The organism is Rothia similimucilaginosa, assembly GCF_029850875.1.
In the GTDB taxonomy this organism is placed as follows: Bacteria; Actinomycetota; Actinomycetes; order Actinomycetales; family Micrococcaceae; genus Rothia.
Genome location: NZ_JAOVAM010000002.1, coordinates 30,262 through 56,204 on the forward strand (window position 1 = coordinate 30,262; position 25,943 = coordinate 56,204).

A 25,943-nucleotide genomic window follows, 5' to 3' on the forward strand; every position below is an offset into this window, starting at 1 on the left:
TTTAGAGGGGCAGGACTGCCGGAACGATTAGGCCGGCGAGGATAGCGCCGATGATCGGGCCAACAACCGGAACCCATGCGTAAGACCAGTTGGAGCCGGTCTTACCGGGGATGGGCAGGAAGGTGTAGGCGATACGGGGGCCGAGGTCACGTGCGGGGTTGATAGCGGAACCGGTTGCGCCACCAAGGCTCATACTGATAGAAACAACAACCAGGGCAACAGCCAAGGGGCCAGTCTGGGCGGGGGTCTTACCGGATGCGATGATCCAGCCAATCAGGACGAAGGTGCCGATAATCTCGGTGAGCAAGTTCCAGCCGTAGGACTTGATGGCGGGGCCGGTTGCGAAGATGCCGAGGCGGTCGCCCGGGTCCTCATCGAAGTGCTTCTTGTAGGTGAGGTACGCTCCGGTTGCGCCGGCCATTGCGCCGAGCATCTGAGCGACGATGTACAGGGCAATGTTGCCGGGGGTTGCGGGAACGCCGGTTGCCAGGTCCTTGCCTGCGGTTGCCAGGCCAACGGTCACAGCGGGGTTCAGGTGTGCACCGGAATGGAAGGAGAGGTACACGGCGGTGAACACTGCCAGACCCCATCCGAAGGTGATAACACCCCAGCCTGCGTCCTTAGCGTAGGACTTCTTGAGGGTCACTGCGGCACATACGCCGGCACCGAGCAGAATCAGGATGAAGGTGCCGAAGAATTCGGAAGCGAAGATTCCGAGGGTGGTGGGGGCACCGGATGCATCCACGAGAGCGGATGAACCGGCTGCAAGTACAGTTCCTGCGGAAGCAAGAAGAGACATTGATGCTCCTTGAAGACGAAGCGTCTGGAAGGCAAGCGAACCTTTGCTTGCGTGTTCCCGTGCGTCCTCACCGCACTGGCGGATCGGGGCACAACGCTGTGCTGAAATGTGTAGCGGTTGCTACGAAAAATTGATAGATGTTTTTGGATGAGAAGCAGATCGTACCAGTGGGTTAACCCTGTATTTAGCTCGCTGCTTCTTATGCAGGGGATTATCGTAAACGGTTATTTAACCTCTCGTCCACCCCTCACCGAAAATATGAGATAATCCATGCTCGGTGAGGGGTGAACGGTCGGTTCGTACCGGATAACCGGTCACGAAAGGTGCGTGGAATCTCTACGGATTAGAGCTTCACACGGGGTGCCACGGGGGTGACAGCCTCAATCTTTGCCGATGCCTCAGCGTCGGTGGAGGTGGACTCTGCCTCGCGCATTGCTGCAACGCGTGCTGCGTAGAGGTTGAGTTCTTCCTTGACCTTCTTGTCATCCCAGCCGAGCTCGGCACGCATGATGTCGAGGATCTCGTCTGCTGCCGCCAGCCCGCGGTCGCGCTGCTCGAGGTCGAGGCGTACACGGCGGACCAGAACGTCCTCCAGGTGTAGGGCACCTTCGTAGCGGATAGCGAAGACGACGTCTGCACGCAGGAACTGGGGTGCCTTAGCCAGGGGAGTGCCGAGGGAGGGGTCAGCGTCGATGAGAGCGCCGAGGTCCTCAATCTGTGCGCCGTAACGCTCCAGCAGGTGGGTGATGCGGTCCTCATCCCAGCCGTAACGCTCTGCGTAGCGTGCACGGTTAGCAGCGATTGCATGGTAGCCGTCTGCACCGACCAGACCGATAGTTGCGGTCACGGAGGGGTTCTGCTTAGCCTGCTCACCCAGTGCGAAGTCGACAGCGTCTGCAGCCATGACACGGTAGGTGGTGAGCTTGCCGCCTGCGATTGCGCTCATGCCGGGTGCAACCTCGGTCACGGTGTGCTCGCGGGAAACCTTGGTGGATGCTGCGCCGTCCTTGACCTTGGGCTGCAGTAGCGGGCGCAGACCGGTGTAGGTGCCGATGATATCCTCGCGAGTCAGCGGGTTAGCGATCAGCTTGTTAGCCTGCATCAGGACGTAGTCGATGTCCTTACTGGTTGCGACGGGGCGCTCGCGGTCCTCGGCGTAGGGGGTGTCGGTGGTGCCGATAATCCAGTAACGCTGCCAGGGAATGATGAAGAGAACGGATTTCTCGGTCTTGGTGAAGATACCGCTGGTTGCGTTGATACGGTCACGGGGAACAACGATGTGGATACCCTTGGAAGCCAGAACCTCCAGGCCAGCATTGGGGTTAGCCAGGGACTCGGACTCTTCGGTCCACACGCCGGTTGCGTTGATGACGTGCTTTGCACGGACGTTCAGGCGCTCGCCGGTCTCCAGATCGGCCAGCTCTGCGCCGATGACGCGGCCGGATGCGTCCTTGGTGAAGCCGACAACCTGGGTGCGGGATGCAGCCAGTGCACCGTAGCCTGCAGCGGTGCGGATGACGTCGATGACGAGGCGTGCGTCGTCAACACGTGCATCGTAGAACTGGATTGCGCCGCTGAACGCGGAGTCCTTGATGTCGGGGAAGACGGTCTTGGTGCCGGTCTTGGAGAAGTGACGCTGGGAGGGGACGCCCTTGTTGCCGCGGGAGCCGAGGAATGCGAGGGTGTCGTACATGCCGATGCCGATTGCCGAGTATGCACGCTCAATGACAGGCATCTTCAGCGGCCATAGGAAGGGCTGTGCGTGCACCAGGTGGGGTGCAATCTTGTTCAGCAGCAGGCCACGCTCGGTCAGTGCTTCAGTCACGAGCTTGAAGTCGAGGTTGTAGAGGTAACGCAGACCGCCGTGGACGAGCTTGGAGGACCATGCGCTGGTGCCTGCAGCCCAGTCACCTGCTTCGACGATGCCGGTGCGCAGACCGCGGGTCGCTGCGTCGAGGGCAATGCCTGCGCCGGTAATGCCGCCACCTACAACCAGGATGTCAAGTTCTTCATTGACCATGCTCTTGAGGGCCTGGGTGCGGGATTCGGCAGTCAGCTGAGACTGCTGTGCAAAGTGTTGGGAGCTCATGTAGTGCTCTTTCTGCTCGTGCCGCGTGTGCGGCATGGGGTTTCATCTTGCATTTAGTAAAACCCAATGGTGAAATAATAACCAAGTAGCATGAACGGATTTTCACTAGGGGTCTGTAGTCAATGAACGAACGCACTAATCACACCTATGAAGCGGCGCAGCTTTACTACATCCACAACATGACAATGGACGCTATCGCGGCCCGTCTAGGGGTTTCGCGCGCCACTGTCTCACGCCTGCTTAAAAGCGCTCGCGAGAGCGGAATGGTGCAGATTCGTCTGGACGAGTCCTTCCGTACCCGTAGTGAGCTGGAGCGACGTATTGGTGAGCGCTATAAGGTGCGTGTCACCCTCGTGAATGTGCGACCCGACGCAACCCCCATTGCCCGCATGAGCCAGGTATCTCGCACTGCGGCGGCGCTACTTGATTCCCTGGTTGACAACGGAACGAGTCTGGGTGTGGCGTGGGGTTCAACCATGACTGAGATTTCTCGCCACCTACCTCGCCGCCCGCTTACCGGTGTGACTGTGGTTCAGCTGAACGGCGCGGGTAACGCCCACCATTCCGGTATTCCGTACCTGGGTTCTCTGCTGGGGCATCTGGTGAACGCTTACGATGCGCACACGATTCACTTCCCGGTTCCTGCGTTCTTTGACTATGCGGACACCAAGACCGCCATGTGGCGTGAGCGTAGCGTGCAGAAGAATCTGCATGCCCAGCAGAATGTTGACCTCGCTATTTTTGGCGTGGGTGCTTTTGGCGGACCTATTCCTTCTCACGTGTATTCGGGCGGCTATTTTGAGGTGCAGGAGCAGCGTCAGCTGCGTGAGCTGGGCGTTGTGGGGGATATGTGCACGATTCTTCTGCGTGAGGACGGCTCGTGGGCTGATCTTGAGTTGAATAAGCGTGCGTCCGGTCCGACTCCGAAGGAGCTGGCTCGTATTCCGCGCCGTATTTGCGTTGCGTCCGGTACTCACCGTGTGCGTGCTTTGCGCGGCGCGTTGCGTACGGGTGCGATTACTGACTTGGTTCTTGATGATGCCCTGGCAAAGGCGCTCATGGAGAAATAGCTAAAAATAATCGCCGCGGGCATGAGGGCCCGTGAGTATGAAGGTCCGTGGTGATGGGTTAAAGGGGCACCTTGATCTGAAAGGGTAGTGCTGAGGGGTTTCCTGGTGAAGCTCTCAAGTGTCGCCTGAACAATGTTTCAAGGCGCCCTTTAGTGTCGTCAAAAACTGCACCGATAATGGCGTGAAGGTCGGTAGCGCCGGCCTGTTTACTACCGGTACCTCTGGCACTGAGAATTCCATATGGGTGGGGGTAACACGATGGTTGGTGTGAGCACCTACGGCTACCCCTACCCGAGGTACCCGGAGGGTGCCGTGCCGGTCCGTCGGTTCCTGAGAACACGCTTTTTGCTCCCGGTATGGAGCGTTGGGATATGACTGACCGCGGCCTACGTAAGATTTGGGACCGTAATGATGTGTACTCTTCGGCTGTTATTCGCTATTGCTCCGCTGATGGCCTGATGTACACCTGTGAGCGTTGCCGCGCTTCGGCTTTGGTGGCTCCTGTGGATGCTCTGAATCTTGATGCGCTGCGCTGTTGCGCGCAGACCGGTCAGGCTGGTACTGGCGACGAGAATGTTCTGGAGTTGAGTACCCCTATTCCTCGCGGTCATCGTCTGGATATTCAGCTGAATTATCAGGTGGCTTCGGGTGTTACCGGTTCTGCGTTGAAGCAGGTTCATCTGAGCGCTGTGCTGGATATGACGGCGGCTGGTTTGTCCTCTTCGTGCTACGAGGTGCAGAGCCGGACTGTGGTTGCTTCGCTGAACTAGCAGTTGAGCTGGCCCCGTGACGGATGTGCACGGGGGGGGGTGGCTCCACTGTTGCGTGCTTTTATAGCTCTACATATAGGCGCCTGTTGAAAAAGACATATTGAAAGGTCGAGGCCGTTTGTGGGAACGGCCCCGACCTTTGCGTTGGTCGGCTTATCGAGATGGGCGGCAACCAATTTTTCCTATGCGGTTTCGGTCTTGTTGTGTTCACTGAATGCCACCTGCACGGCGTGGTGTAGCGCTTGACGCACCATGGCAATGGCGGGGTTGGCGGCGGACTCTCGGCGTACCGCGGTAAAGATTTTGCGGGAGGGTTTACCGGGGAGCTCTACGATGCGTAGTCCCTCGGTGGTGGAAAGAGAGGAAAGGATGAAACCGGGCACGATGGTGACGGCGAATCCTGCCTTGACGAGGTTGGAGTTCGTGATCATGTCGTTGGCGCTGTAGCGGATGACCGGCTCGAATCCTGCGGTGCGGCACTGGTTGAGTGCCCAGCTGCGGGAGGTGTTCTGCTCCATCTCGAGGACCCATGGCAGTGCGTGCGCCTCCTCGATTGAGGTGATGGTGGAGGTACTGGGCACGATGAGGCTGAGCGGGTCTTCGGTGAGTAGCTCGGAATGCAGTTCGGGGTATTCGGGGATGTGGTGGTGCGGGTAGGCTTCGGAGAGCACCATGTCGTATTCGCGGCTTCGGGTCAGGGAGGTGCCGGTTTCGGGGTCGATTTGCAGTACCTGCAGGGTGAGTGAGGGGGCATGCTCGGCAAGGTAGGTGAGAGTTTCCGGTAGCAGCGCGAAGGCCGCGGACTGGAAGATGGCGAGGCGGACCATGCCTGCCGGTTCGCCGGTGAGGTTGGCGACGGAGGTTTGCATGCGGTCGAGTTCACGCAGGATGCTTCGGGCGCTGTCGACGATGATGAGTCCGGCGCTGGTGAGCTGTACGCGCCTGCCGATGCGCTGCAGCAAGGGGGTGCCGGTTTCTTTTTCGAGGGTGGCAATCTGCTGGGAGACGGCGGAGGGGGTGAGACTGAGTGCTTCAGCGGCGGCGATGACGGTGCCGCGTTCTTGGATTTCAAGGAGCATTTGCATGCGTCGGATGTCGTAGATTGACACGTTTTTCCTCCCTGGTGCACTCGGTTATTCGGGTAGGCTGCGCTTCCGAACTCTTCCGTGGTGTGTCTCTTATCGTGGACCCTTATCTATGGTACCGTGCGGGCTTCTGGCCGGTTCTTTTTGAGGCGCATGAAGTGGGGTGATGGCATGTTGGCTTGTGTAGCGAGTATTTTCGCGTTGATGGGACGATTCTTGGGTGTGAAGACTCCTCTGGGAATGGTTTTGAGGTGTTCGTTTGTTACGAAATTAGTTCGATATTTGCGCGCTGAAAGTGCTAGCCTGAGAGAGATGGATAGCAATGTCGCTACAAACCTTACCTTTGTCTCTTCGAACAGTAGGTTCGGAGGGGGCGCAGGGTGAAAACCTCACCACACAATCATTAAGAAAATCTAAATGAATTTTGGAAAAAACATTCAGTTTTTCTAATGAGGTATTTATTACCCTTTTGTGGTGAAATAGAGACATCGCTAAACGTGGTGTGCGCCGCACACAGTAAGATAGTTAGGAGTCAAGGATGACCCATCCTTTCGCATCTGAGCACTACCAGAAGATGGCTCTGGAAGCTCGTCAGCTTGTTCGTCAGTGGGTAAACGAGTCCCAGTCGATCAAGCCCACTTTCGCAGCTGAGCAGCTCGCCGGTGTTCTGAAGGACCCCAATGGTCTTCCCTTCACCGTCGGCTTTGTTGATGGCGTTATTCGCCCCGAAGACGACAACGTCTCCGGCCGCAACCTCTCCCGCATTTCCGGTCTGGCACCTTCCTTCCTGCCCTGGTACATGAAGTCCGCTGTTGGCTTCGGTGGCAAGCTAGCTGGCAAGGTTGCGTGGCCCACCGTTCCCGTTGCACGTCGCGTGCTGCGCGAGATGGTCGGTCACCTGATCGTTGACGCTTCTGAAGAGAAGCTGGGCGACGCTATCGCAGAGCTGACCAAGACCGGTAACCGCCTGAACGTTAACCTGCTCGGTGAAGCAGTTCTGGGTGACAAGGAGGCAGAGCACCGCCTGGCTGAGACCAAGCGCCTGCTGGCACGTGACGACGTTGACTACGTCTCCATCAAGGTGTCCGCTGTTTCCGGCCCCCACCAGCACTGGGCATTCGACGAGGTCGTTGAGACCGCTGTTCGCCGCCTGACCCCCCTGTATGAGCTGGCTGCATCCACCTCCCCCAAGAAGTTCATCAACCTGGACATGGAGGAGTACAAGGACCTGGACCTCACCATTGAGGTGTTCACCAAGATCCTGGACCAGCCCCACCTGAAGGACCTGGAAGCCGGTATCGTGCTCCAGGCATACCTGCCCGACACCCTGGCTGCAATGCAGCACCTGCAGGAGTGGTCCGCAAAGCGCGTTGCTGCTGGCGGCGCAGGCATCAAGGTCCGCCTGGTTAAGGGTGCAAACCTCTCCATGGAAATCGTGGAAGCTGTTATGCACGGCTGGCCGCTGACCACCTGGGACACCAAGCAGGCTGCTGACACCAACTACAAGCGCGTTCTGGACTACGCACTGCGTCCCGAGCACGTGAAGAACGTTCGCCTCGGTATTGCAGGCCACAACCTCTTCGACGTTGCTTTCGCTCTGCTGCTGTCCGAGGACCGCGGTGTTAAGGACCGCGTCGAGTTCGAGATGCTGATCGGTATGGCTGAGCAGCAGGCTGAGATTATCCGCCGCCGCGTTGGTCACCTGCTCCTGTACGTGCCCGTCGTGAACCCCAAGGAATTCGACGTTGCAATCGCATACCTGATTCGTCGTCTCGAGGAGAACGCATCCTCCGAGAACTTCATGTCCGGTATCTTCGACCTGGCAACCGACGAGTCTATCTTCAAGCGTGAAGAGGACCGCTTCATGCGTGCACTGAACTCCGTCACCGACGAGGTTCCCGCATCCAAGCGCACCCAGAACCGTCTGACCGAGAATGAGGACGACGTCTTCGTACCGGCTGGCCGTTTCGAGAACACCCCCGACACCGACCCCGCACTGGCTGGTAACCGTGAGTGGGGCCGCGCAATCCTTGAGCGCTCCAAGACCACTAAGCTGGGTATCGACACCCTCAAGGCTAACGAGCTGACCAGCGAGGCTGAGGCTGAGAAGCTGATCAAGGAAACCGAGGAAGCTGGCAAGGCTTGGGGCAAGCTCTCCGGTCACGAGCGTGCAGAGATTCTGCGCAAGGTCGGTAAGGCTATTGCACTGCGCCGCGGTGACCTGCTGGAGGTTATGGCAGCTGAGGCTGGCAAGACCCTGGAGCAGGGCGACACCGAGGTCTCCGAGGCGATTGACTTCGCATACTACTACGCAATGCTGGCTGAGGACCTCGAGAAGATCGACGGCGCAAAGCCCAAGTCTGTTGACCTGACCCTGGTTGTTCCCCCGTGGAACTTCCCGACCGCTATCCCCGCCGGTGGTGTTCTGGCTGGTCTGGCAGCAGGTTCTGCTGTCATCTTCAAGCCCGCAACCATTACCGCACGTACCGGTGCCCTGATCGCAGAGATCATGTGGGATGCAGGCGTCCCCAAGGAAGTTCTGAAGCTCGTCAAGGTTGTTGACCGCGCTGCAGGCAAGTTGCTCATCTCGCACCCCGAGGTTGACCGCCTGATTCTGACCGGTGGTTACGAGACTGCTGAGCTCTTCCGCTCATGGCGTGATGACCTGCCCCTGTTCGGTGAGACCTCGGGTAAGAACTCGATTATTGTCACCCCGAACGCTGACATCGACCTTGCCGTCAAGGATGTTGTTTACTCGGCATTCGGTCACGCAGGTCAGAAGTGCTCCGCTGGTTCGACCGTTATCCTGGTTGGCTCCGTGGCACAGTCCGAGCGTTTCCGCCGTCAGCTGATTGACTCCGTCAGCTCGCTGCACGTAGCACACCCGCAGGACATTGAGTCCGAGATGGGCCCCGTTGTTCAGAAACCGGAAGAGAAGCTGTTGCGCGGTCTGACCACCCTCGGCCCGGGCGAGCGTTGGCTTATCCAGCCGAAGGAACTGGACGAGACGGGCCGCCTGTGGAGCCCCGGTGTTCGTGAAGGTGTCAAGCCCGGTTCCGAGTACCACATGACTGAGTACTTCGGCCCCATCCTGGGCATCATGACCGCTGACACCCTGGAAGAAGCAATCGAGCTGCAGAACGCACCCGATTACGGCCTGACCGCAGGTCTGCACTCGCTGGATGCTGACGAGCTCGAGCTGTGGCTCTCCAAGGTCCAGGCAGGTAACCTGTACGTCAACCGTGCAATTACCGGTGCAATCGTTCAGCGTCAGCCCTTCGGTGGTTGGAAGAAGTCCACCGTGGGTTCCGGTACCAAGGCTGGTGGCCCCAGCTACCTGATTGCTCTGTCCGATTGGGAGCCCGCACAGGCAACCGCAACCGCTGTCACCCAGTCCGTGACCGTCCGCGAGACCCTGGCCACCATCGAGAACTCCGAGCTGGGTAAGCGTGAGGACTTCGGCTTCATCAAGCGCGGTGTCTCCTCTGACGCACACGCTTGGGATACCGAGTTCGGCTTCGGTCACGATCCCTCGAAGCTGGGCGTGGAGCGCAACATTCTGCGCTACGTACCCACCCAGGTTCTGGTTCGTGCTGACGAGTCCGCATCCGCAGCAGAGACCCTGCGTGTTGTGCTCGCCGGTCTGGCAGCTAACGCACCGGTCGCTCTGTCCGTCGGTAAGGACCTGCCGGTCGACGTCCGTGGTGTCCTCGAGAACAAGGGTATCAAGTACGAAGTCAAGTCGGACGCTCAGTTCCGTGAGTACCTGGCTTCGAACGCTAAGACCCCGGTTCGCGCACTGGCTGGTACCCCGCTGGAAGGCACCCGTATCCGCTACATCGGTAACGATGAGAAGTCCATCTACTCGGCACTGGGTGGTCGCCCGGACGTTGCAGTGTATTTCGCACCCGTCACCGAGGCTGGCCGTATCGAGATGCTGCCCTTCCTCCGCGAGCAGGCTGTTTCGATTACCGCACACCGTTTCGGTAACCCGAACCGCTTCTCCGAGCGCGTCATTTCTTCCCGCTAAGGCGCTGTGAGAGTTTAGCTCTCTAGTCTTAGGCTCAGGGCCCTACACCTTTATGGTGTGGGGTCCTGAGCCTTTTTGCGTACCCTGCACCTTTTACGCACTGTGCTGTACCCCTTTGTATACGCTGTATCCATTCCGTAGGTTCCATAACCTACGGGAGGTGCCCGGTAATCGGGGGAGTGGCTTGTAGAGTATGCGCGGCGGGGTGATTGATAAATAGTGGGACTATTCGGCTCTTGAGAATGGTTGGAGGGGGTGGGCACAGTATAGTAGATGAAAAATAGTGTCTTAGAAGTAGTACGGGAGTGTTTAGGCATGCCCCGCATTACTTCTTATGTGATAATTGGTGTAGGACGTTTCGCTATCCCACACGCGGAACGACACCGTGCGCGGGATAGTCCGCGCTACGCAAAATCACACTGAAAGGACACCGCTGCTATGAGCAACGTTCCCGCAGAACTCTCGTACACTTCTGAGCATGAGTGGGTTTCCGCTCTCACCGCTGAGGGCACTGTCCGTGTTGGTATTACCGACCACGCTCAGGATGCACTGGGTGATGTCGTCTACGTCGATCTTCCCTCTGTCGGCGACTCTGTAGTTGCTGAGGATAGCTTCGGCGAGATTGAGTCCACCAAGTCCGTCTCTGATCTTTTCGCTCCTATTGCCGGCGAGATTGTTGCAGTGAATGAGGGTCTGGAAGATGATCCCGCACTGGTTAACTCGGACCCCTACGGAGAGGGCTGGATTGTTGAGATTCGCCCCGAGAACGCTGATGATCTGGCAAATCTGCTGGATGCAGAGGCATACAAGGCTGAGCTAGATAAGCTCTAAGTCGGATAGATTCTAAGACCTTCTATAGGCCTCAGATAAGAGGTATGTAGTGGTGAAACGGCGAGACCTATTGGTCTCGCCGTTTTTCTTTTAAAATGCACACAAACGCAAGTAGCGGGGTGCATTTAAGGTTCTTCTTGAGGGTGTCTAAACCTGCTGAAGAGGCTTGAAAGATGGCTAAACCCTAAGTGGGAATTTCTTTCAAGTTAAATGTGATGAAAACTTCTACTACCGAGAGAAGATAAAATTTTCCTTGTAAAGCGGTCCAATGTGGGAAAAGCATGTTCACAACAGTGGAATTTTGTTAAAATTGGTACTGTCACTACTGGAAACTGCCTGAATCCGTGATTATTTTTGGGTTCAAAACGCCCCCGAAAAGGGCTATTTGAATAGCAAAATACCTTGTGAAACTATAAGATTGTCTCGAAGGTTTGCGGTTTATCATTTTGTGATAAACAACTAAATTTATCTATCACACTCTCAACACTAAGCAAAGATGTTCGGTACGCTGCGATAACCCCCTCACCAGGGGGAACGAGCCACTCATTCAAATTTCGGCTCGTATCGACATTGTCTGAACAAGTACCCGAAAGACGTAGATGACCTCACGCATCGATAAGAACCTCACTAACTCTGAGGTCCAACTAGAGGATGTGGAGAACGGTGACTCTGACCGTAACCCGCGTGACGTTAAAAGCCGGACCATTGGTCAGGTTCTTAGCCAGCTTGATTTGGAGTTCCCCGGAATTAGCGCATCCAAAATCCGCTTCCTGGAGGAACGCGGTCTCGTGCACCCCAGTCGTACCGAAACCGGTTATCGCAAGTACTCCCAGACGGATATTGAGCGCCTGCGCTACGTCCTCACCATGCAGCGCGACCACTACATGCCGCTGAAGGTAATCCGTCAGCACCTGGAGGACCTGGAAACCGGTCGCGTACTGAACTCCATGCCTGCCACCGTAGGCGAAGACGTGCTAGACACCGTCCTCGGCCCGAACGAGCAGGAAGGTCGCACCTACACTCTCCGCGAGCTGGCAGGATATGCTAACACCACCCCCGAACAGATTCGCGAGCTGATTGACTTTGGGCTGCTCGAAGATGGCTCAGGCGTGAAGTACACCGATTACGATGTGCTGATTGCCCGCGTTAGTGCAGAACTGACCAAGCACGGCATTCAGCCCCGTCACCTGCGCGCATTCAAGTCTGCGGCAGACCGCGAAATTTCCCTCGTGGAAATTGCGGTGGCTCCGCTGGCATCACGCCGCGACGCAGCCTCCCAGGCTCAGGCGCAGGAACGAGCCGACAAGATTCGCAAGCTGTGCCTGCAGCTGCACGCAACTCTCGTCGAATCGGCGATGCCTACCTACGAGTAGGCGCACGAAGATACAGGCTACCGATAGTCTGCCCCTCGTAAACTCCCAGCGGTTCTATCGCACCGCAAACGGGGATTTCCCTCAGGAAACCACCACTGACCATGGTGATCCCTCTATAGTCTCTGCCCCTTACCAACGGGTAGCGGTCTGTAGCAGTCTCTAAACTTGGACGAAGCCGACGCTGGCACGCTCGGATTTTCTGCCCTGTCGTCCAACACGAAGAGCTTTCTAGCCAGGGGGCTCCCGCCCTGCCAAGGCTGCTCAGTCAACTCAGCTGTAAATGCGTATGGACTACCTATCCGTACGCATTTACTTTTTAAACTCCCCATGGGGTCGATACCCAGGAAAAGCGAGGAGAATAGCGGGGGAGGAACGCATCTACAGGACGTTAAAGAGGTACAAATGAATTTGAAAAGATCATTCGCTTCGGTGGGTTCAATTTTAAGTAGAGCCCTCTATCAGATAAAATAGATTGAACAACCGCGCCTATCGCGCATCGGTCGCACTATCGAATCATGTTCTACGAACCGAATAGCCGGGCCAATGTGTAGTATTGAAAACCGCGTAGCCAACCTCGCAGAGGGAAGCCGCGCGAATCATAGATACAGATTCTAAGGTCTAGCCTTAGAATCTCACCCCGAAAATTGGGGCTGCACCGGAACGAAGTCGACCACATTGGATAGGGCGCGGTGAATCGCATTAAACGGGTTAACGAAAAGGAGGGACCGTGCTAGAGCAGCAGGTAGCCGAAAATGCAGGCGAGGCCGCAGGCACCCATGAGGCATCCCAGGGCTTCGACCAGCCCCTGGACGGCTTCGACACCCTCTTCCCCGTAGCGCCGCCTCCGCGCGGTGAACAAGGTGTACTCTTCACCGACCCGGTCTCTGTCGTCGAGGAAAACCTCGGTTACCGTGGCGCCGTCGCCTGCAAAGCAGTCGGCATCACCTACCGTCAGCTCGACTACTGGGCACGCACCGACCTGGTTGTACCCACCGTGCGTGGCGCCTCCGGATCCGGTACCCAGCGCCTCTACAGCTTCCGCGATGTGCTCGTACTCAAGATTGTGAAGCGACTGCTCGACACCGGCGTGTCCCTGCAGCAGATTCGCACCTCCATCGAGCATCTGCGTACCCGCGGCATTGACGACCTTGCGAACATCACCCTGATGAGTGACGGTACCACCGTCTACGAATGTACCTCCCCGAGCGAGGTTATCGACCTGGTTCAGGCTGGCCAGGGCGTCTTTGGTATCGCGATTGGCCGCGTCTGGCGCGAAATCGAAATGAACCTCAACGGTCAGCCCGGCGAAGAAATGCACGAAAGTTTCGAAGGCGACGAACTCGCCGCCCGCCGTGCCCGCCGTGCACAGGCATAAAGCATAGGTGTAAAACACACATCTTGAATCTGCCCGCGTTCACTACCTACCAGGTGGCGAGCGCGGGCAGAACTTTTAAATCTGAAGGAATATTCATTGCTTACTTGAGAAAAAACTCAAGATACACCCCTGTAAGACCCGGAAGAAAAGCGAAGATTCGCTAAAATAAAGGGGCATTACACCTCACTCAAAAAGGGATCTGCATGCCCCGTATCGTCAGTATCAGCAGTCTCAAAGGTGGCGTTGGCAAAACGTCCATCACTTTGGGGCTAGCCTCCGCGGCATTACACAGCGGACTCTCCACACTCGTTATTGACCTCGACCCCCACGGTGACGCCAGCACCGGCCTGGCAGTGGATGAAACCATCCCCGACGTCGCCTCTCTAATCGCTAGCTCCAATGAACGTGCCTTCACGGAAGAAGCTGGTAGCTCCTCCTGGAATGCTCTCGTCGGCAAACCCACCCTGCTGACCAATAACCCCGTGACCACAGGTAGCGTGAAGGTAGCACGCGGTTCGGCTCGTTCCACCCTCGTGGACCGCCAGGAAGCCGCACCGTTCATCCGCCGCTTCAAGCGCATGGTGGAGTCAGCAGCAGACGTCTACGACGTCATCCTAATCGACTGCCCGCCGTTCCTCGGAACCCTGTCTTCCATGGGCTGGGCGGTTAGCGAGCGCATCCTCTCGGTCGCAGAGCCCTCCCTCTTCTCCGTGGCGGGCACCGAACGAACCCTGCGTGCCATCGTGCGCTTTCAGCAGGAAAGCGGCATCAGTATTGACGGTGCGGGAGTAGTTATCAACAAGATGCGCCCCAACGACAGCGAACACCGCTACCGACGCGACGAAATGCGTTCCCTCTTCGGCGAGCTCGTGGCAGAACCCGTGCTCGCTGAAAGCCCCGTGCTGCAGCGCGCCCAGGGTGCCGCGTACCCGATTCATTTTTGGCCCGACGAAGAATCGGTTGATCCCGCCATTGACTTCACCCGCCTGCTGGCTGGACTTATGGCAGACTTCTAATCGCTGACCTCTAAGCGCAGACATCTACGCGTCACTAATCCGCGGGTTCACATAGTTTCAACGCTTAAGTGCGTCTTCTCAAAGAACCGCTGTGTTCTCAGTGCTGTGGTTCTTTGGGACCGCGCACTTTCGCTTATCTGTCAACATTGATGCCAGATAGCGGGAATAGCGTGCCGCCCGTACACGTTATAGTGGCAGTAACAGAAATATCCCCGCGATCGAGGGGCACGCTGGGAACGAGACCAGCCTCAACACTAACAACGAGAGGACCACATGAGCATCGAGAACGTAGAACGCATTGATGGCGTAGCACAATACGACCTCATCGTCATCGGCTCCGGATCCGGCAATAGCCTCATCGGCCCCGAATGGGACGATAAGAAAGTTGCCCTCATCGACGGCGGTATCTTCGGTGGCACCTGCCTGAATGTTGGGTGCATCCCAACCAAGATGTACGTCTACCCGGCGACTATCGCGCAGAAGACCCGCGAGGTCAAGCACCTGGGTGTCGACGCACACGTAGACGCCGTGCACTGGGCACAGATTCGTGACCGCATCTTTGCTTCCCGCATTGACCAGATCTCTGCAGGTGGTCGCGACTGGCGTGCCGGCCTGCCCAACGTCGACTTCTACGACCAGTACGCACGCTTCGTAGGCTCCCACACCGTTGAGCTGACCGACGGCACCCGCCTGCAGGGCCGCCAGATCGTCGTTGCGGCAGGTTCGCGCGCCGTGCTGCCTCCCGTGCCCGGTATCGACTCCTCCAAGGTCTACACCAACGACAACGTCATGCGCCTGGACGAACTGCCCGCCCGCATGGTCGTCATCGGCGGCGGCGTGATTGCGGCAGAATTCTCCCACGTTTTCTCCGCATTCGGCACCGAAGTAACCCAGCTGAACCGCTCCTCCCGCCTGCTGCGCGGCATGGACGAAGAGGCCGTGGCACGTTTTGAAGAAGCCGCAAGCAAGCAGTGGAACATCGTCAAGAATGCTGGTCTCTCCGAAATCCGTGAAAACGCCGACGGCAGCGTAACCGTCGTAGCGAAGCGCACCACCGAGAACGGTGAAGAACTGCTCGAAATCCCGGCAGACGCTGTGCTCGTAGCAACCGGTCGCCGCCCCAACACCGACACCCTCAACGCAAAGAACTACTTCGACGTGCAGGACGGCGGTCAGCTTAGCGTCGATAAGTACCAGCGCGTGCTCTACAACGGCGCACCCGTACCCGGCGTCTTCGCCCTCGGGGACGTGTCCAGCCGCTACCAGCTCAAGCACGTGGCAAACCACGAGGCACGCGTTGTGCAGCATAACCTCAGCCACCCCGAGGACCTGCGTGCTAGCGACCACCGCTACGTGCCCGGCGCGGTCTTCAGCAACCCGCAGATTGCCGTAGTCGGCATGACCGAAGAGCAGGCGCGCCAGGCGGCTGAGCGTGAAGGCTTTGAGATTACCGTCAAGGTACAGAACTTTGGCGACACCGCTTACGGCTGGGCAATGGAAGACAAGACCGGCCTGTGCAAGCTCATTGCTCGCAAGGACAACGGCGAGCTGCTCGGTGCACACCTGGTCGGTGAAGAGTCCTCCGTGCTCATTCAGCCGCTACTGCAGGCAATGAGCTTCGGCATGGATGCGCGTACTCTCGCACGCGGCCAGTACTGGATTCACCCGGCGCTGACCGAAATCGTTGAGAATGCGCTGCTCGGTCTGGAATTCGACGAGCCCGCAAACTAAGAATCTGCCATCTAACGACGGCTAGATAACGTCCGGAAACCGAGGTCTCTGGCGAACAAACAGAGAGGAGGGGGTCGTACCTAAGTGGTACGACCCCCTCCTCTCGTTAATAGTGGCCAGAGCCGGTTATACCTTGTCGCTGTCAGACTTCTGAGGGCTCTGCTCTGCAGTCTTCTTCTCAGCCTGCGCGGGCTTCTCAATGGGAGTCTCGGCGGAAGAAACCTCAGCGGAGGAATCCCCAGCCTTCTCGTCATGAGGCTTCTGCATCATTTCGGCGGTCTGCTCACGCAGCTCCTCAAACTTCTCAGCCGCCTGCTCACGCAGCTCGGCAAGACGCTCCGCCTGATGATCCGCGTATTCTTGCAGACGCTCGGCAGCCTGCTCACGCAGCTCAGCGAACTTCTCAGACTGCTCCGCCGCGTACTCCTGTAGACGAGCCAAAGAATCCGACGTACTATCGGAAACCTTGCCGTACATCTCATCCACGTAGGAGGAGAAGTCCTGCAGAATCTTCGCGCGGCGCAGCTTCTGCGAAGGAGTCAGATAGCCGTCCGCCTCGGTCAGGTCGCGGTTCATAATGCGGAACTCGCGAATACCCTCAGCACGGGAAACTAACTGATTCGCCTCGTCCACGAGCTTCTGAACCGCAGCACGAACCGCCGGGTGAACAGCAGCCTCCGGGATGGAGAGCGAACGTGGCAGACCCAGGTGCTCCAACTGCTCGGGCAGGGTATCCGGATCCAGGGTCACCAGAGCCGCAATGAATGGCTTCTCATCGCCTACCAGCATCGCCTGAGAAACCAGGGGAGAGGTACGCAGATGAGTCTCTGCAATACCCGGAATCACGTTCTTACCGCCGGCGGTGACAATGATTTCCTTCTTGCGGCCCACAATCTTCAGGTAGCCGCGCTCATCGAAACGAGCCAGGTCACCGGTACGGAACCAACCATCCTTAGTGAACGCCTGAGCGTCCTCTTCGGGGTTCTTGTAGTAGCTGCTAATCACGCCTACACCACGAACCAGAAGCTCGCCATCCTCAGCAATATAGCCTTCGGAACCGGGGATGAGCGGGCCAATCATGCCAATCTGGTACGGGTTGATACGGCCAGCCGCAATCGGGGCGCAGGTCTCGGTCAGACCGTAACCCTCAACCACCTGAACACCTACCGCGTGGAAGAAGTGCGCCGTGCGCTCGCCGAGGGGTCCACCGCCCGAAACCGCGTAACGTAGCTCGCCGCCCAGAGCCGCACGCAGCTTCGAGTAGACCAGCTTGTCGTATAGAGCGTACTGTGCCGCCAGCTTGACGGGTATGCGGCCTTCAACCTTCGCCTGCGACCAGCGCACCGCAATGTCAGTGGAACGCTCAAAGAGCGACTTATTGAACTTACCGCCCTTAGCCGCCTTCGCCATGGCGCCCTCGTATACCTTCTCAAAGACGCGAGGAACCACCAGCAGCATGGTCGGCTTGAAGCTATCCAAGTCAGCAGCCAGGTTCTTAATATTGGGGGAGTGGCCGATAACCAGGCCAGCGTCCAGCGCCAGTACCTGAATCAGACGCGCCAGAACGTGCGCCAACGGCAAGAAAAGAATAGAGGAGTTGCGGGAATTCGCAATCTCGGGTTCGACCATTTTGGTGTTGACACTTAGGTTTAGGAAGTGGCCGTGAGTCAGTGCGCAACCCTTGGGACGGCCGGTCGTGCCGGAGGTATACACAATGGTCGCGAGGTCATCACAACCGGCAGCGGAACGTACCTGCTCCAGTTGCTCCTCGCTCACCTCGGACGCGCGAGCGCTCAAAACGTCAAGATCGCCGTTCTCAATGACCCAGCGGTGCTTGAGTTGGCATGGCTCAGGAGTAGAAGCGGCGTAATCTTCAGCCTCAGCCACACGATTCAGGAGCTTCTCATCCTCAACAAAAATAGCAACAGCCTCAGAATGGGACAGTGCCCACGCCGCCTGGGCGGCAGCGTTCGTTTCATACACCGGCACGGAGACAGCGCCGGCATACCAAATCGCAAAGTCAATGACAGTCCACTCAAAACGGGTACGGCTCATAATACCCACACGGTCACCCGGGCGGATACCAGCGGCAATCATACCCTTAGCCAGGTCGGTCACCATCTGGTGGAACTGTTGGGCTCGAACCGGCTGCCAGTTACCTGGAGACATCTGACGGCGGTACAGCACCGGATTGGAGCTATCGGCACGGTGGCGCTCAACAATGCTTGTCAGATTCAGTGAGGGGTCGACAATAACCTCAGCGGGAGTGGAGAAGACTTTCATAATGCGCCTTTCAAATCAGGGCGTGAGCCCGTGGCGGATTCGGTGCCGCGGGCTGTCCTCGATGGCTCGAGGTGCCGTGATGGCTTTCTGAATGTTCTGCCCACCGCGGCGGGTGATGCATTCGCCAACGGGTGGAACCTTCAGAATTTAATGGTTTAGGGATGCGACAAAAGCTTGAACAGTGGAGAGAAGATACTCGGCGTCGTAGTCGAGCGTTGCCACATGGTAGCTGCGGGTCAGCCACCTAAATTCTACAGGAGCTGAACAATGTTCGAGAAAATATTTGTGAGAGCTATCTGACACAGTATGATCACCCAGTGAACGCAAATATAGAACCGGTGACTTCAATTGCGGAATCAGAGCACGAGTCTCTGCACCCAAAAGATGCAACTGATACACCGCCGCCGTCGGAACGATAGAATACGCGCCCTCACTCACGCCTGGAACCGCAATATCGGAACCGATTGCCTTGAGTATCGGCAGAACCTTAGCCACTTTGCCAGTATGGCGCATCATCGGGTTCACATTTACCATGTAGGGGTTAATCAGCACCGTGCCCACCACCGGCAGATGCGCCGATAGATGAGTTGCCACCGTGCCACCCATCGACATACCAATGACCACCACCTGCAGACCCTGATCAGTCAGGCGGCGGTACCCCTGCTCGGCAGAAGCCAGCCACTGCTGGTACGTACTATCACGCAAATCTTGCCAACGGGTCGCGTGACCAGTCAGTACAGGCATCTCCACCGCATACCCGAGCTCCATAAAATGCTGCGCCACCGGGCGCATACTGTGCGGTGAACCCGTAAAGCCATGCACCAGCAAAATACCCACAGAATGCTGCGCCAAATCAGGGGTAAAAGAAACAGGAGAATGGTCGAAGGCATCCTGCTCTTCCCCGAGCCAACGCGCCAAAGATTCCTTAACATTTTGGGTCGCAAGAAGCCTGCGCTCGCGAGCCTTACACCGAATTCTTTTAACCGGTTCCAGCGAATTATCGAAAATGCTCATGGTCCTCCTTCGCCTACCTGCGGTGCTATTAGCGCAGGTGCAGGCTCTATAGCGCACCCGCTCAGAACACCTGAGGTGCAGCAACTCACGGTCTTATCGCCTCAAGTGCATCGATACACCGGTGCGCAGAAAAATCGTTCTCTTTCTTTTATTATCTCGCTACGCTCCAGACAGGATAGAATTGACCCGGGAATATTCAGAGAGGAGACCCCAATGCCAAACACCGCCCTCTATTCAACGCTCAAGGTTCTTGGCTCACCCCTGCTACAGGGACTGTACCACCACGACGTGGATGGCCTGGAAAACCTGCCCGAGGGACCCTACATTGTCGCCAGCAACCACCTGGCATTCTGCGACTCCATTTTTATTCCTCTCGCCATGCCTCGCACCGTGAACTTCCTCGCCAAGAGCGACTACTTCACCACCCCCGGCGTGAAGGGTCGTGCCATGGCGGCATTCTTCCGCGGTGTTGGCCAGCTTCCCATGGACCGCTCCGGCGGCCAAAAGAGCCAGGAATCCCTCAACGCCGGCGGGCAGGTCCTCAAGGATGGCGGTATCATCGGCATCTACCCCGAAGGCACCCGTAGCCCCGACGGACGCGGCTACCGCCCCAAGGTCGGCGTAGCCCGCCTCGCCCTAGAAACCGGCGTACCCGTAGTACCCGTCGGCCAGATCGGTACCGACCTGATTCAGCCCTCCGGCTCAAACCGTGTCCGTCTGCGCCACGACGGCAAGCCCATTCAGGTGCGCACGATTATCGGCAAGCCCCTCAGCTTCGAAGAATACACCGACGGCTCAGACATGAGCCACCGAGTTCAGCGTGAAATCGCCGACCGTATCGGCTCCGAGATCCGTGCTCTGAGCGGCCAGGAATACGTGGACGTGTATGCCGACCGCGTCAAGAAGATCATGACTGATAAGAACATGAGTGCTGATGCGGCAGTCGCACACCTGCAGCACTAAACAATAAGACAGCACCCCCGGGTGCACACCTACGACAGAGGGCGGGATGCGGTACATGCCGTATCCTGCCCTTTCGTATGGCGTTCTGCAACGGTGCTCATCAACCCTCCTATCGCCGACACCTGGGGCGCTATCTAAACATGTGAGATATACCTGAGTGCAGGGTTAGGTGTTGAAGCAAGCAAGAGTACAATTAGGTCTATTCAGCTTGAAAAATCGCAAGCCAGCACGCCGTACGCTGCGCGCCGGGCGCCCGAAACGGGGCTGAACCAGAAAACGCACAAGACCATCCCGATGGAGTGAAGATGAGCAATCAAAACCTCGGCACCTCGCAGACCCCCGACCACGGCCTGGACACCTGGCGTCAGCTGAACATTGACCAGCAGCCCACCTGGAGCGAACACGAAGATTTTGAAAGCACCATCGCCGAACTGAACTCGGTACCGCCGCTCGTCTTCGCCGGTGAGGTCGACGCCATGCGCCAGGCACTCGGTGAGGTTGCTGAAGGCCGCGCATTCCTGTTGCAGGGCGGGGACTGCGCAGAAACCTTCGCGGGCGCAACCGCTGATAAGATCTCCGGCCGTGTCAAGACTATCCTGCAGATGTCTGCAGTGCTCACTTACGGCGCCTCCATGCCCGTGGTGAAGATGGGCCGTATGGCGGGTCAGTTCTCCAAGCCGCGTTCCGCAGACATGGAAACCCGCGGCGACGTTACCCTGCCCTCCTTCCGCGGTGAAACTGTCAACGGCTTCGAATTCACCCCCGAAGCCCGCGTACACGACCCCAAGCGCATGTTACAGGGCTACCACACCAGCGCCTCCACCCTGAACCTGATTCGTGCCTTCACCAAGGGCGGCTTCGCAGACCTGCGCGCCGTACACCAGTGGAACCGCGGCTTCACCTCCAACCCCGCGCATGAGCGCTACGAGAAGACCGCCCGCGAAATCGGTCGCGCCCTCAAGTTCATGGAAGCCTGCGGCGTTAACTTCGAAGCACTCAAGACCACCGATATGTACGTCGGCCACGAAGCCCTGGTAATGGACTACGAGCGTGCCCTCACCCGCATCGACTCGCGTACCCAGCTGCCCTACGACACCTCCGCACACTTCCTGTGGGTTGGTGAGCGCACCCGCGGCATCGACGATGCACACGTGGACTTCCTCTCCAAGGTCCGCAACCCCATCGGCGTGAAGCTGGGCCCGACCACCACCGCGGAGGATGCACTCGCACTGATCGATAAGCTCGACCCGAACCGCGAACCCGGCCGACTGACCTTCATCACCCGCATGGGCGCAAAGAACATCCGCGAGAAGCTACCCGCAATCGTTGAGGGCGTGCAGGCTGAAGGCGCAAAGGTTGTCTGGGTTACCGATCCGATGCACGGCAACACTATCTCTGTGCCTTCCGGCTACAAGACCCGCCGCTTCGACGACGTACTCGACGAGGTTCGAGGCTTCTTCGAGGTGCACGAGGTGCTGGGCACATTCCCCGGCGGTATTCATGTGGAGATGACCGGTGACGACGTGACTGAATGCCTGGGTGGCTCCGACGCCATCGACGAGGCAGCGCTGGCAAGCCGCTACGAGTCCCTGTGCGACCCTCGTCTGAACCACTCGCAGTCCCTGGAAATCGCGTTCCTGGTCTCCGAGTACCTCAAGAACCGCGCATAAAAACGCTCATGCTTTTCGCCGCTAGAGTTGGCGGTGAGCAGCAGACACAACAATGCCCGGGTCTTCACCTGACAAAGATGAAGACCAGGGCATTGTGTTTAACCTACGCTCGGCAGAAGAGTGACGCGGCAGGTGCTAGGTACCGCAGATGTTAAGCACAGCAGACGCTAGAAGGTCAGGAACGCCTCAATATTACGCCACCACGCCGACTGCACCAACGAAGTAGCAAGCCACCAGCCGGTAAAGCTCGCGCCCATACCCATCAGAATCAAGGCCAGAGCCCAACCGCCCACCGCCATACCGGAAGGCGGAGTCCTAAACTGCTTAGCAGGCAGACGAGGATTCTTCTTCGAAGACTGAGCGGAATCATTAGAAATACCCGTAGACTCCTCAGCCTCAGAATCGCTCCCCGCCCCCTTAACCCTTGAACGGCGCGAACCCGAGGGGCTCAACGAACGTTCCGCCTGAATCGGGGCGTACTCGCCGTTAGCTGAGATAAACTCCTGCTCCGTCTGCGGACCAATACCAACGGACTGAGTCTGCGGGACCTTCGCGCCCGCACGGTGGTCAAGGAAAGAACCCAAACCGAGCTTAGCGGACTTTTGGCCCTTCTCCGGCTCGCTCTCAGAATCCTCGTTATAGGGAGCGGAACTGACCAGAGGCGGAATACCTTGGCAGTTCAGCACCGAGTCCTCAGCGTCAACGTCGGCAAGGTGCACACCCTGACCAGCCTCCGATGTATCGTACACGAGGCTGTCGGGGGAGTAGACATCGTAGACCAGCAGATCGCGGGCATCGCTAAAAGCACTAATCGGGGTGTTACGCACCATCTGTGCAGCGCCGCTACGCTCCGCAATATCGGCAACAGCCTCCCAGAGGGGAAGCTCCGGCTCTGGGTACGAGGGGGCACGCCAAGCGCGCTCGGACTCACCCAATGACTCAGAAATCTCCAGCAGAGCAGTGAACAGGTCAGTTGCATCCTCGGGACGGGCATGAGGCTGCTTGCGGGTACACCACGAAACCAGCCCCGCAATATCGCGGTCCGCACCCGGCGCAACATCGGTCAGCGCGGGCATCTCAATGTTGGCGTTATGGTAGAGCACCTGCTGGTCATTCTCCAGACCCACAAAGGGTAGACGACCCGAAAGCATGCGGTACATCATCACGCCGAGCGCAAAAATATCAGCCTGCGCGCCGACCTTCACCTCCGGATCAAGGACCTCCGGTGCAACGTAGACGGGGGTGCCCATGGGTGCGCCCGCATCCACCTGATCATCACGACGGGAAAGACCAAAGTCCGTGAGCTTCACCTGACCGTTAGCGTCGAGAAGAATATTGCCCGGCTTAATATCGCCGTGCAGGTAGCGGTTCGCATGCACCTCCGAGAGTGCCTCCACCACTGGAATGAGGATATCCAGAGCCTCACCCAGGGACAGAGCCTCACGCACACGCAGCAGCTGGCTCAGTGTACAACCGTGCACGTACTCGAGCACGATATACATGACCATCTGACCCAAAAAATATTCGGTACCCGAAGAGATCACACCCACCGTATGTCCGCCACCACCTACCTGACGCATTGAACGCTCTTCACGGTGGAACTTCTGGCGGTTTGCCGCGTCTTCAGCCAGAGCGGGGGAGAGGACCTTGAGCGCAACCGGGTTATTTGACCACAGGTCCAGCGCATAATAGACCTCGCTCATGCCGCCGCGGCCAATGAGTGAACCCACCTGGTAGTGACCCTCAATAATGGCGCTACTAAGCCACTGCGAAGAACCGATAGCGGTATCCGGGGCAGCGGGACGAGTGGCGGGAGGAACAGAAGTCTTTGAAGATGAGAAAGCTTGGGGGTTCACGGGAGAAGTTTGGCGTGTGCTGGGAGTATTCATACGTTTCCTCATTTTAGCCCGCCCACCTGGATAGAAGCGATGCCAAAGAGAACCGAGCAGGTGAACACTCAGCGAATTCTTAAGAAGCACCGAGGGCTCCGCACCCAACTCAAGAACCGTAGACAACGAACAAAAACGAAAGGTGCGTAGGAGAGCTCCCGTGCCAGATACGGGTCAAAAGTGGTAAATACGTGCCAGCTCTGGCACTCTTAAAAGGTGACTAACGAAAATATTGCTCAGACCTTCGCCCTCGTTGGCGATTGGGTAACTATCCCCGAAATTGCGCACGCCCTCGACCTGAAGGTGACCCGCGTGCACAACCTGATTTCTGACGGTACGCTTATCGCGCTGCGCGACCCGGAAACCAACGTGCGCAAGGTACCCGCACTGTTCATGAACGGTTCGCGAGTTCTGGAATCCCTCAAGGGCACCCTCGCTGTCCTGAAGGACTCCGGCTTTAGCGATGAAGAAGCCATTACCTGGCTGTACACTAACGACGAGTCCCTGCCCGGCCGTCCCATCGACGCACTGATTGACGGTCGTAAGACTGAAATCCGTCGCCGTGCGCAGGCACTGGCTTGGTAATACTAGCTTGGTAACGCCGGTCCGGTAACATCTGCTTGGTGACACCTGTCCGGAACGATAGCTCAATACGTTGAGGCGGCATACCGGAGTATGCCGCCTCAACTTGTTTAACGTTTATAACTGCATTGAACCCCTACGCCTTACGAAGCAGCGCACGGCCCACAATATCGGTCAGCGCCGCATGCGTCAGCTCGTCCAAGTTCATTGCCTCCAGAGCCTCAAACACAGCCTGAGACTTCTGCTCAATTAGCTGCTCATGCTTGGCGAAAGCACCCGAAGAAACCATTAGCTCACGGATGCGCTCCACCTGCTCATCGCTCAGCTCGGACTCGCCTAAGCTATTATGCAGAAGTGCCGCATCCTTCTCGTCGAGGGCGGCGGAGGTGAGTGCCACCAGCACGGTACGTTTCCCCTCACGCAGGTCATCGCCGGCGGGCTTACCAGTCACCTCGGGCTGACCGAAGACACCCAGCTCGTCATCACGCAGCTGGAAGCCCTCGCCCAGGGGCAGACCGAACGCGCGGTAACCGGTAAGTACCGGGTGCTGCTCGCTCACGGCACTGGTGCTGTTCTCCAGTGCGGTAGCCTGCAGAGCCAAAGCACCACCAATCGTGAAGGGATGCTCGCACGAGTACTTGGCGGACTTGAAACGAATTACGTTCAGGGCACGTTGCAGAGCCGCTTGAGCGTCCTCGGTTTCGAGAACCTCGGAGTAGACGTCCAGGTATTGACCCGCCAGAACCTCGGTGCGCATCCGGTCAAAAATAGTACGTGCAGGGGCGCCATAGATTGCCCCCTCACCCAGGGAAGTAAAAACCTCGGCAGACCAAGCCAGGGTCAGATCGCCAGCAAGAATGCCGCCGGTCAGCCCGTAGTTGAAAGCATCACCGCGCCAACTATTCTGCTCGTGTGCCGCTTCGAAACGCTTGTGTACGGAGGGGGCACCGCGGCGGGTATCGGACCGGTCGATAATGTCGTCGTGAATCAGCGCGGAGGTCTGGAACAGCTCCACCGCCATGCCAGCCTTCACAATGGACCAGGATGCGCGGTTCTCGGTTACGGGTGCGCCACCCGCACCGCGCCAGCCCCAGTAGCTCAGCAAGGCACGTAGACGCTTGCCGCCGGTGGAGAGGGACTCAATAGCCTCAAGTAGGGGTAGAGTTTCGGTAGAAATGCCCTCGAGTAGCTTGCGCTGGCTTGCAAAAAACTCAGCCATGAGAGTGTCAAAAGCGTGCAGGTAGGCTCGCTGCTCTTCAGCAATGCGCTCAGCGAGGTGCGCAGAATCCGCCGGGATATTCGGTGCCGCTACGGTGAGGCTCTCGGTCGCTCGGGGAGTGGGTGCTCCGGAAGGAGAAGGGGGAGTCATACTA

At 57.9% G+C, this 25,943-nt stretch carries 18 protein-coding genes; 11 read left to right on the forward strand and 7 right to left on the reverse strand.

Annotation, left to right across the window (positions count from 1 at the left end; translation table 11 throughout):
* Position 1: 1 nt before the first annotated feature.
* A complete protein-coding gene (locus tag QFX05_RS01780; protein ID WP_279740407.1) occupies positions 2–799 on the reverse strand; it encodes an MIP/aquaporin family protein in 798 nt (265 codons plus the stop codon).
* 343 nt (positions 800–1,142) lie between these two features.
* Complete coding sequence (locus QFX05_RS01785; RefSeq protein WP_279740409.1) at positions 1,143–2,888, reverse strand: glycerol-3-phosphate dehydrogenase/oxidase; 1,746 nt, start codon at positions 2,886–2,888, stop codon at positions 1,143–1,145.
* Between the two features lie 122 nt (positions 2,889–3,010).
* On the opposite strand from QFX05_RS01785, the gene QFX05_RS01790 reads away from it, so the two are divergent.
* Complete coding sequence (locus tag QFX05_RS01790; RefSeq protein ID WP_279740411.1) at positions 3,011–3,958, forward strand: sugar-binding transcriptional regulator; 948 nt, start codon at positions 3,011–3,013, stop codon at positions 3,956–3,958.
* 371 nt (positions 3,959–4,329) lie between these two features.
* Positions 4,330–4,728 (forward strand): hypothetical protein, encoded by a 399-nt coding sequence (locus tag QFX05_RS01795; RefSeq protein ID WP_279740413.1) that lies wholly within the window; start codon positions 4,330–4,332, stop codon positions 4,726–4,728.
* 182 nt (positions 4,729–4,910) lie between these two features.
* On the opposite strand, the gene QFX05_RS01800 is transcribed toward QFX05_RS01795, so the two are convergent.
* Entirely contained in the window at positions 4,911–5,837 is a 927-nt protein-coding gene (locus tag QFX05_RS01800) for a LysR family transcriptional regulator (protein WP_279740414.1), read from the reverse strand.
* A gap of 514 nt (positions 5,838–6,351) precedes the next feature.
* On the opposite strand from QFX05_RS01800, the gene QFX05_RS01805 reads away from it, so the two are divergent.
* The 6 genes from QFX05_RS01805 to QFX05_RS01830 all read left to right on the forward strand — a co-directional run bounded on the left by QFX05_RS01805 (position 6,352) and on the right by QFX05_RS01830 (position 16,169).
* Positions 6,352–9,843, forward strand: coding sequence for a bifunctional proline dehydrogenase/L-glutamate gamma-semialdehyde dehydrogenase (locus tag QFX05_RS01805; RefSeq protein WP_279740416.1), 3,492 nt, complete (start codon positions 6,352–6,354; stop codon positions 9,841–9,843).
* A gap of 438 nt (positions 9,844–10,281) precedes the next feature.
* On the forward strand, positions 10,282–10,674 hold the full coding sequence (gcvH, locus tag QFX05_RS01810) for a glycine cleavage system protein GcvH (protein WP_279740418.1): 393 nt from the start codon (positions 10,282–10,284) through the stop codon (positions 10,672–10,674).
* Positions 10,675–11,273: 599 nt separating this feature from the next.
* Positions 11,274–12,047: a transcriptional regulator FtsR gene (gene ftsR / locus QFX05_RS01815; RefSeq protein WP_279740420.1), complete on the forward strand. Its 774-nt coding sequence runs from the start codon at positions 11,274–11,276 to the stop codon at positions 12,045–12,047.
* A gap of 727 nt (positions 12,048–12,774) precedes the next feature.
* Positions 12,775–13,422 (forward strand): MerR family transcriptional regulator, encoded by a 648-nt coding sequence (locus QFX05_RS01820; protein ID WP_279740422.1) that lies wholly within the window; start codon positions 12,775–12,777, stop codon positions 13,420–13,422.
* A 203-nt stretch (positions 13,423–13,625) separates the two neighbouring features.
* Entirely contained in the window at positions 13,626–14,438 is an 813-nt protein-coding gene (locus tag QFX05_RS01825; protein WP_279740424.1) for a ParA family protein, read from the forward strand.
* 273 nt (positions 14,439–14,711) lie between these two features.
* Positions 14,712–16,169 carry a mycothione reductase gene (locus tag QFX05_RS01830; protein WP_279740426.1) on the forward strand — a complete coding sequence of 486 codons (1,458 nt, stop codon included), beginning with the start codon at positions 14,712–14,714 and terminating at the stop codon, positions 16,167–16,169.
* Positions 16,170–16,295: 126 nt separating this feature from the next.
* On the opposite strand, the gene QFX05_RS01835 is transcribed toward QFX05_RS01830, so the two are convergent.
* Positions 16,296–18,452, reverse strand: coding sequence for an AMP-binding protein (locus QFX05_RS01835; protein ID WP_279740428.1), 2,157 nt, complete (start codon positions 18,450–18,452; stop codon positions 16,296–16,298).
* Between the two features lie 147 nt (positions 18,453–18,599).
* On the reverse strand, positions 18,600–19,466 hold the full coding sequence (locus QFX05_RS01840; RefSeq protein WP_279740430.1) for an alpha/beta hydrolase: 867 nt from the start codon (positions 19,464–19,466) through the stop codon (positions 18,600–18,602).
* A 213-nt stretch (positions 19,467–19,679) separates the two neighbouring features.
* Here QFX05_RS01840 and QFX05_RS01845 point away from each other — a divergent pair, with 213 nt between their 5' ends.
* The gene (locus QFX05_RS01845) at positions 19,680–20,429 is read left to right on the forward strand and encodes a lysophospholipid acyltransferase family protein (RefSeq protein ID WP_279740432.1); all 750 of its coding nucleotides are present in this window, start codon (positions 19,680–19,682) and stop codon (positions 20,427–20,429) included.
* Between the two features lie 305 nt (positions 20,430–20,734).
* Positions 20,735–22,099 carry a class II 3-deoxy-7-phosphoheptulonate synthase gene (locus tag QFX05_RS01850; RefSeq protein ID WP_279740434.1) on the forward strand — a complete coding sequence of 455 codons (1,365 nt, stop codon included), beginning with the start codon at positions 20,735–20,737 and terminating at the stop codon, positions 22,097–22,099.
* Between the two features lie 167 nt (positions 22,100–22,266).
* Here the strand turns inward: QFX05_RS01850 and QFX05_RS01855 are convergent, their stop codons facing one another.
* Positions 22,267–23,955: a serine/threonine protein kinase gene (locus tag QFX05_RS01855; RefSeq protein ID WP_279740436.1), complete on the reverse strand. Its 1,689-nt coding sequence runs from the start codon at positions 23,953–23,955 to the stop codon at positions 22,267–22,269.
* Between the two features lie 249 nt (positions 23,956–24,204).
* On the opposite strand from QFX05_RS01855, the gene QFX05_RS01860 reads away from it, so the two are divergent.
* The gene (locus tag QFX05_RS01860) at positions 24,205–24,573 is read left to right on the forward strand and encodes an Rv2175c family DNA-binding protein (protein WP_279740437.1); all 369 of its coding nucleotides are present in this window, start codon (positions 24,205–24,207) and stop codon (positions 24,571–24,573) included.
* Positions 24,574–24,706: 133 nt separating this feature from the next.
* Here the strand turns inward: QFX05_RS01860 and QFX05_RS01865 are convergent, their stop codons facing one another.
* Positions 24,707–25,939 carry a polyprenyl synthetase family protein gene (locus tag QFX05_RS01865; protein WP_279740439.1) on the reverse strand — a complete coding sequence of 411 codons (1,233 nt, stop codon included), beginning with the start codon at positions 25,937–25,939 and terminating at the stop codon, positions 24,707–24,709.
* Positions 25,940–25,943 lie beyond the last annotated feature (4 nt).

Bases quoted from the DNA above. Each gene is read 5' to 3' on its own strand.
- QFX05_RS01780 (WP_279740407.1), bottom strand. From the start codon at position 799: ATGTCTCTTCTTGCTTCCGCAGGAACTGTACTTGCAGCCGGTTCATCC.
- QFX05_RS01785 (WP_279740409.1), bottom strand. From the start codon at position 2,888: ATGAGCTCCCAACACTTTGCACAGCAGTCTCAGCTGACTGCCGAATCC.
- QFX05_RS01790 (WP_279740411.1), top strand. From the start codon at position 3,011: ATGAACGAACGCACTAATCACACCTATGAAGCGGCGCAGCTTTACTAC.
- QFX05_RS01795 (WP_279740413.1), top strand. From the start codon at position 4,330: ATGACTGACCGCGGCCTACGTAAGATTTGGGACCGTAATGATGTGTAC.
- QFX05_RS01805 (WP_279740416.1), top strand. From the start codon at position 6,352: ATGACCCATCCTTTCGCATCTGAGCACTACCAGAAGATGGCTCTGGAA.
- gcvH (WP_279740418.1), top strand. From the start codon at position 10,282: ATGAGCAACGTTCCCGCAGAACTCTCGTACACTTCTGAGCATGAGTGG.
- ftsR (WP_279740420.1), top strand. From the start codon at position 11,274: ATGACCTCACGCATCGATAAGAACCTCACTAACTCTGAGGTCCAACTA.
- QFX05_RS01825 (WP_279740424.1), top strand. From the start codon at position 13,626: ATGCCCCGTATCGTCAGTATCAGCAGTCTCAAAGGTGGCGTTGGCAAA.
- QFX05_RS01830 (WP_279740426.1), top strand. From the start codon at position 14,712: ATGAGCATCGAGAACGTAGAACGCATTGATGGCGTAGCACAATACGAC.
- QFX05_RS01835 (WP_279740428.1), bottom strand. From the start codon at position 18,452: ATGAAAGTCTTCTCCACTCCCGCTGAGGTTATTGTCGACCCCTCACTG.
- QFX05_RS01840 (WP_279740430.1), bottom strand. From the start codon at position 19,466: ATGAGCATTTTCGATAATTCGCTGGAACCGGTTAAAAGAATTCGGTGT.
- QFX05_RS01845 (WP_279740432.1), top strand. From the start codon at position 19,680: ATGCCAAACACCGCCCTCTATTCAACGCTCAAGGTTCTTGGCTCACCC.
- QFX05_RS01850 (WP_279740434.1), top strand. From the start codon at position 20,735: ATGAGCAATCAAAACCTCGGCACCTCGCAGACCCCCGACCACGGCCTG.
- QFX05_RS01865 (WP_279740439.1), bottom strand. From the start codon at position 25,939: ATGACTCCCCCTTCTCCTTCCGGAGCACCCACTCCCCGAGCGACCGAG.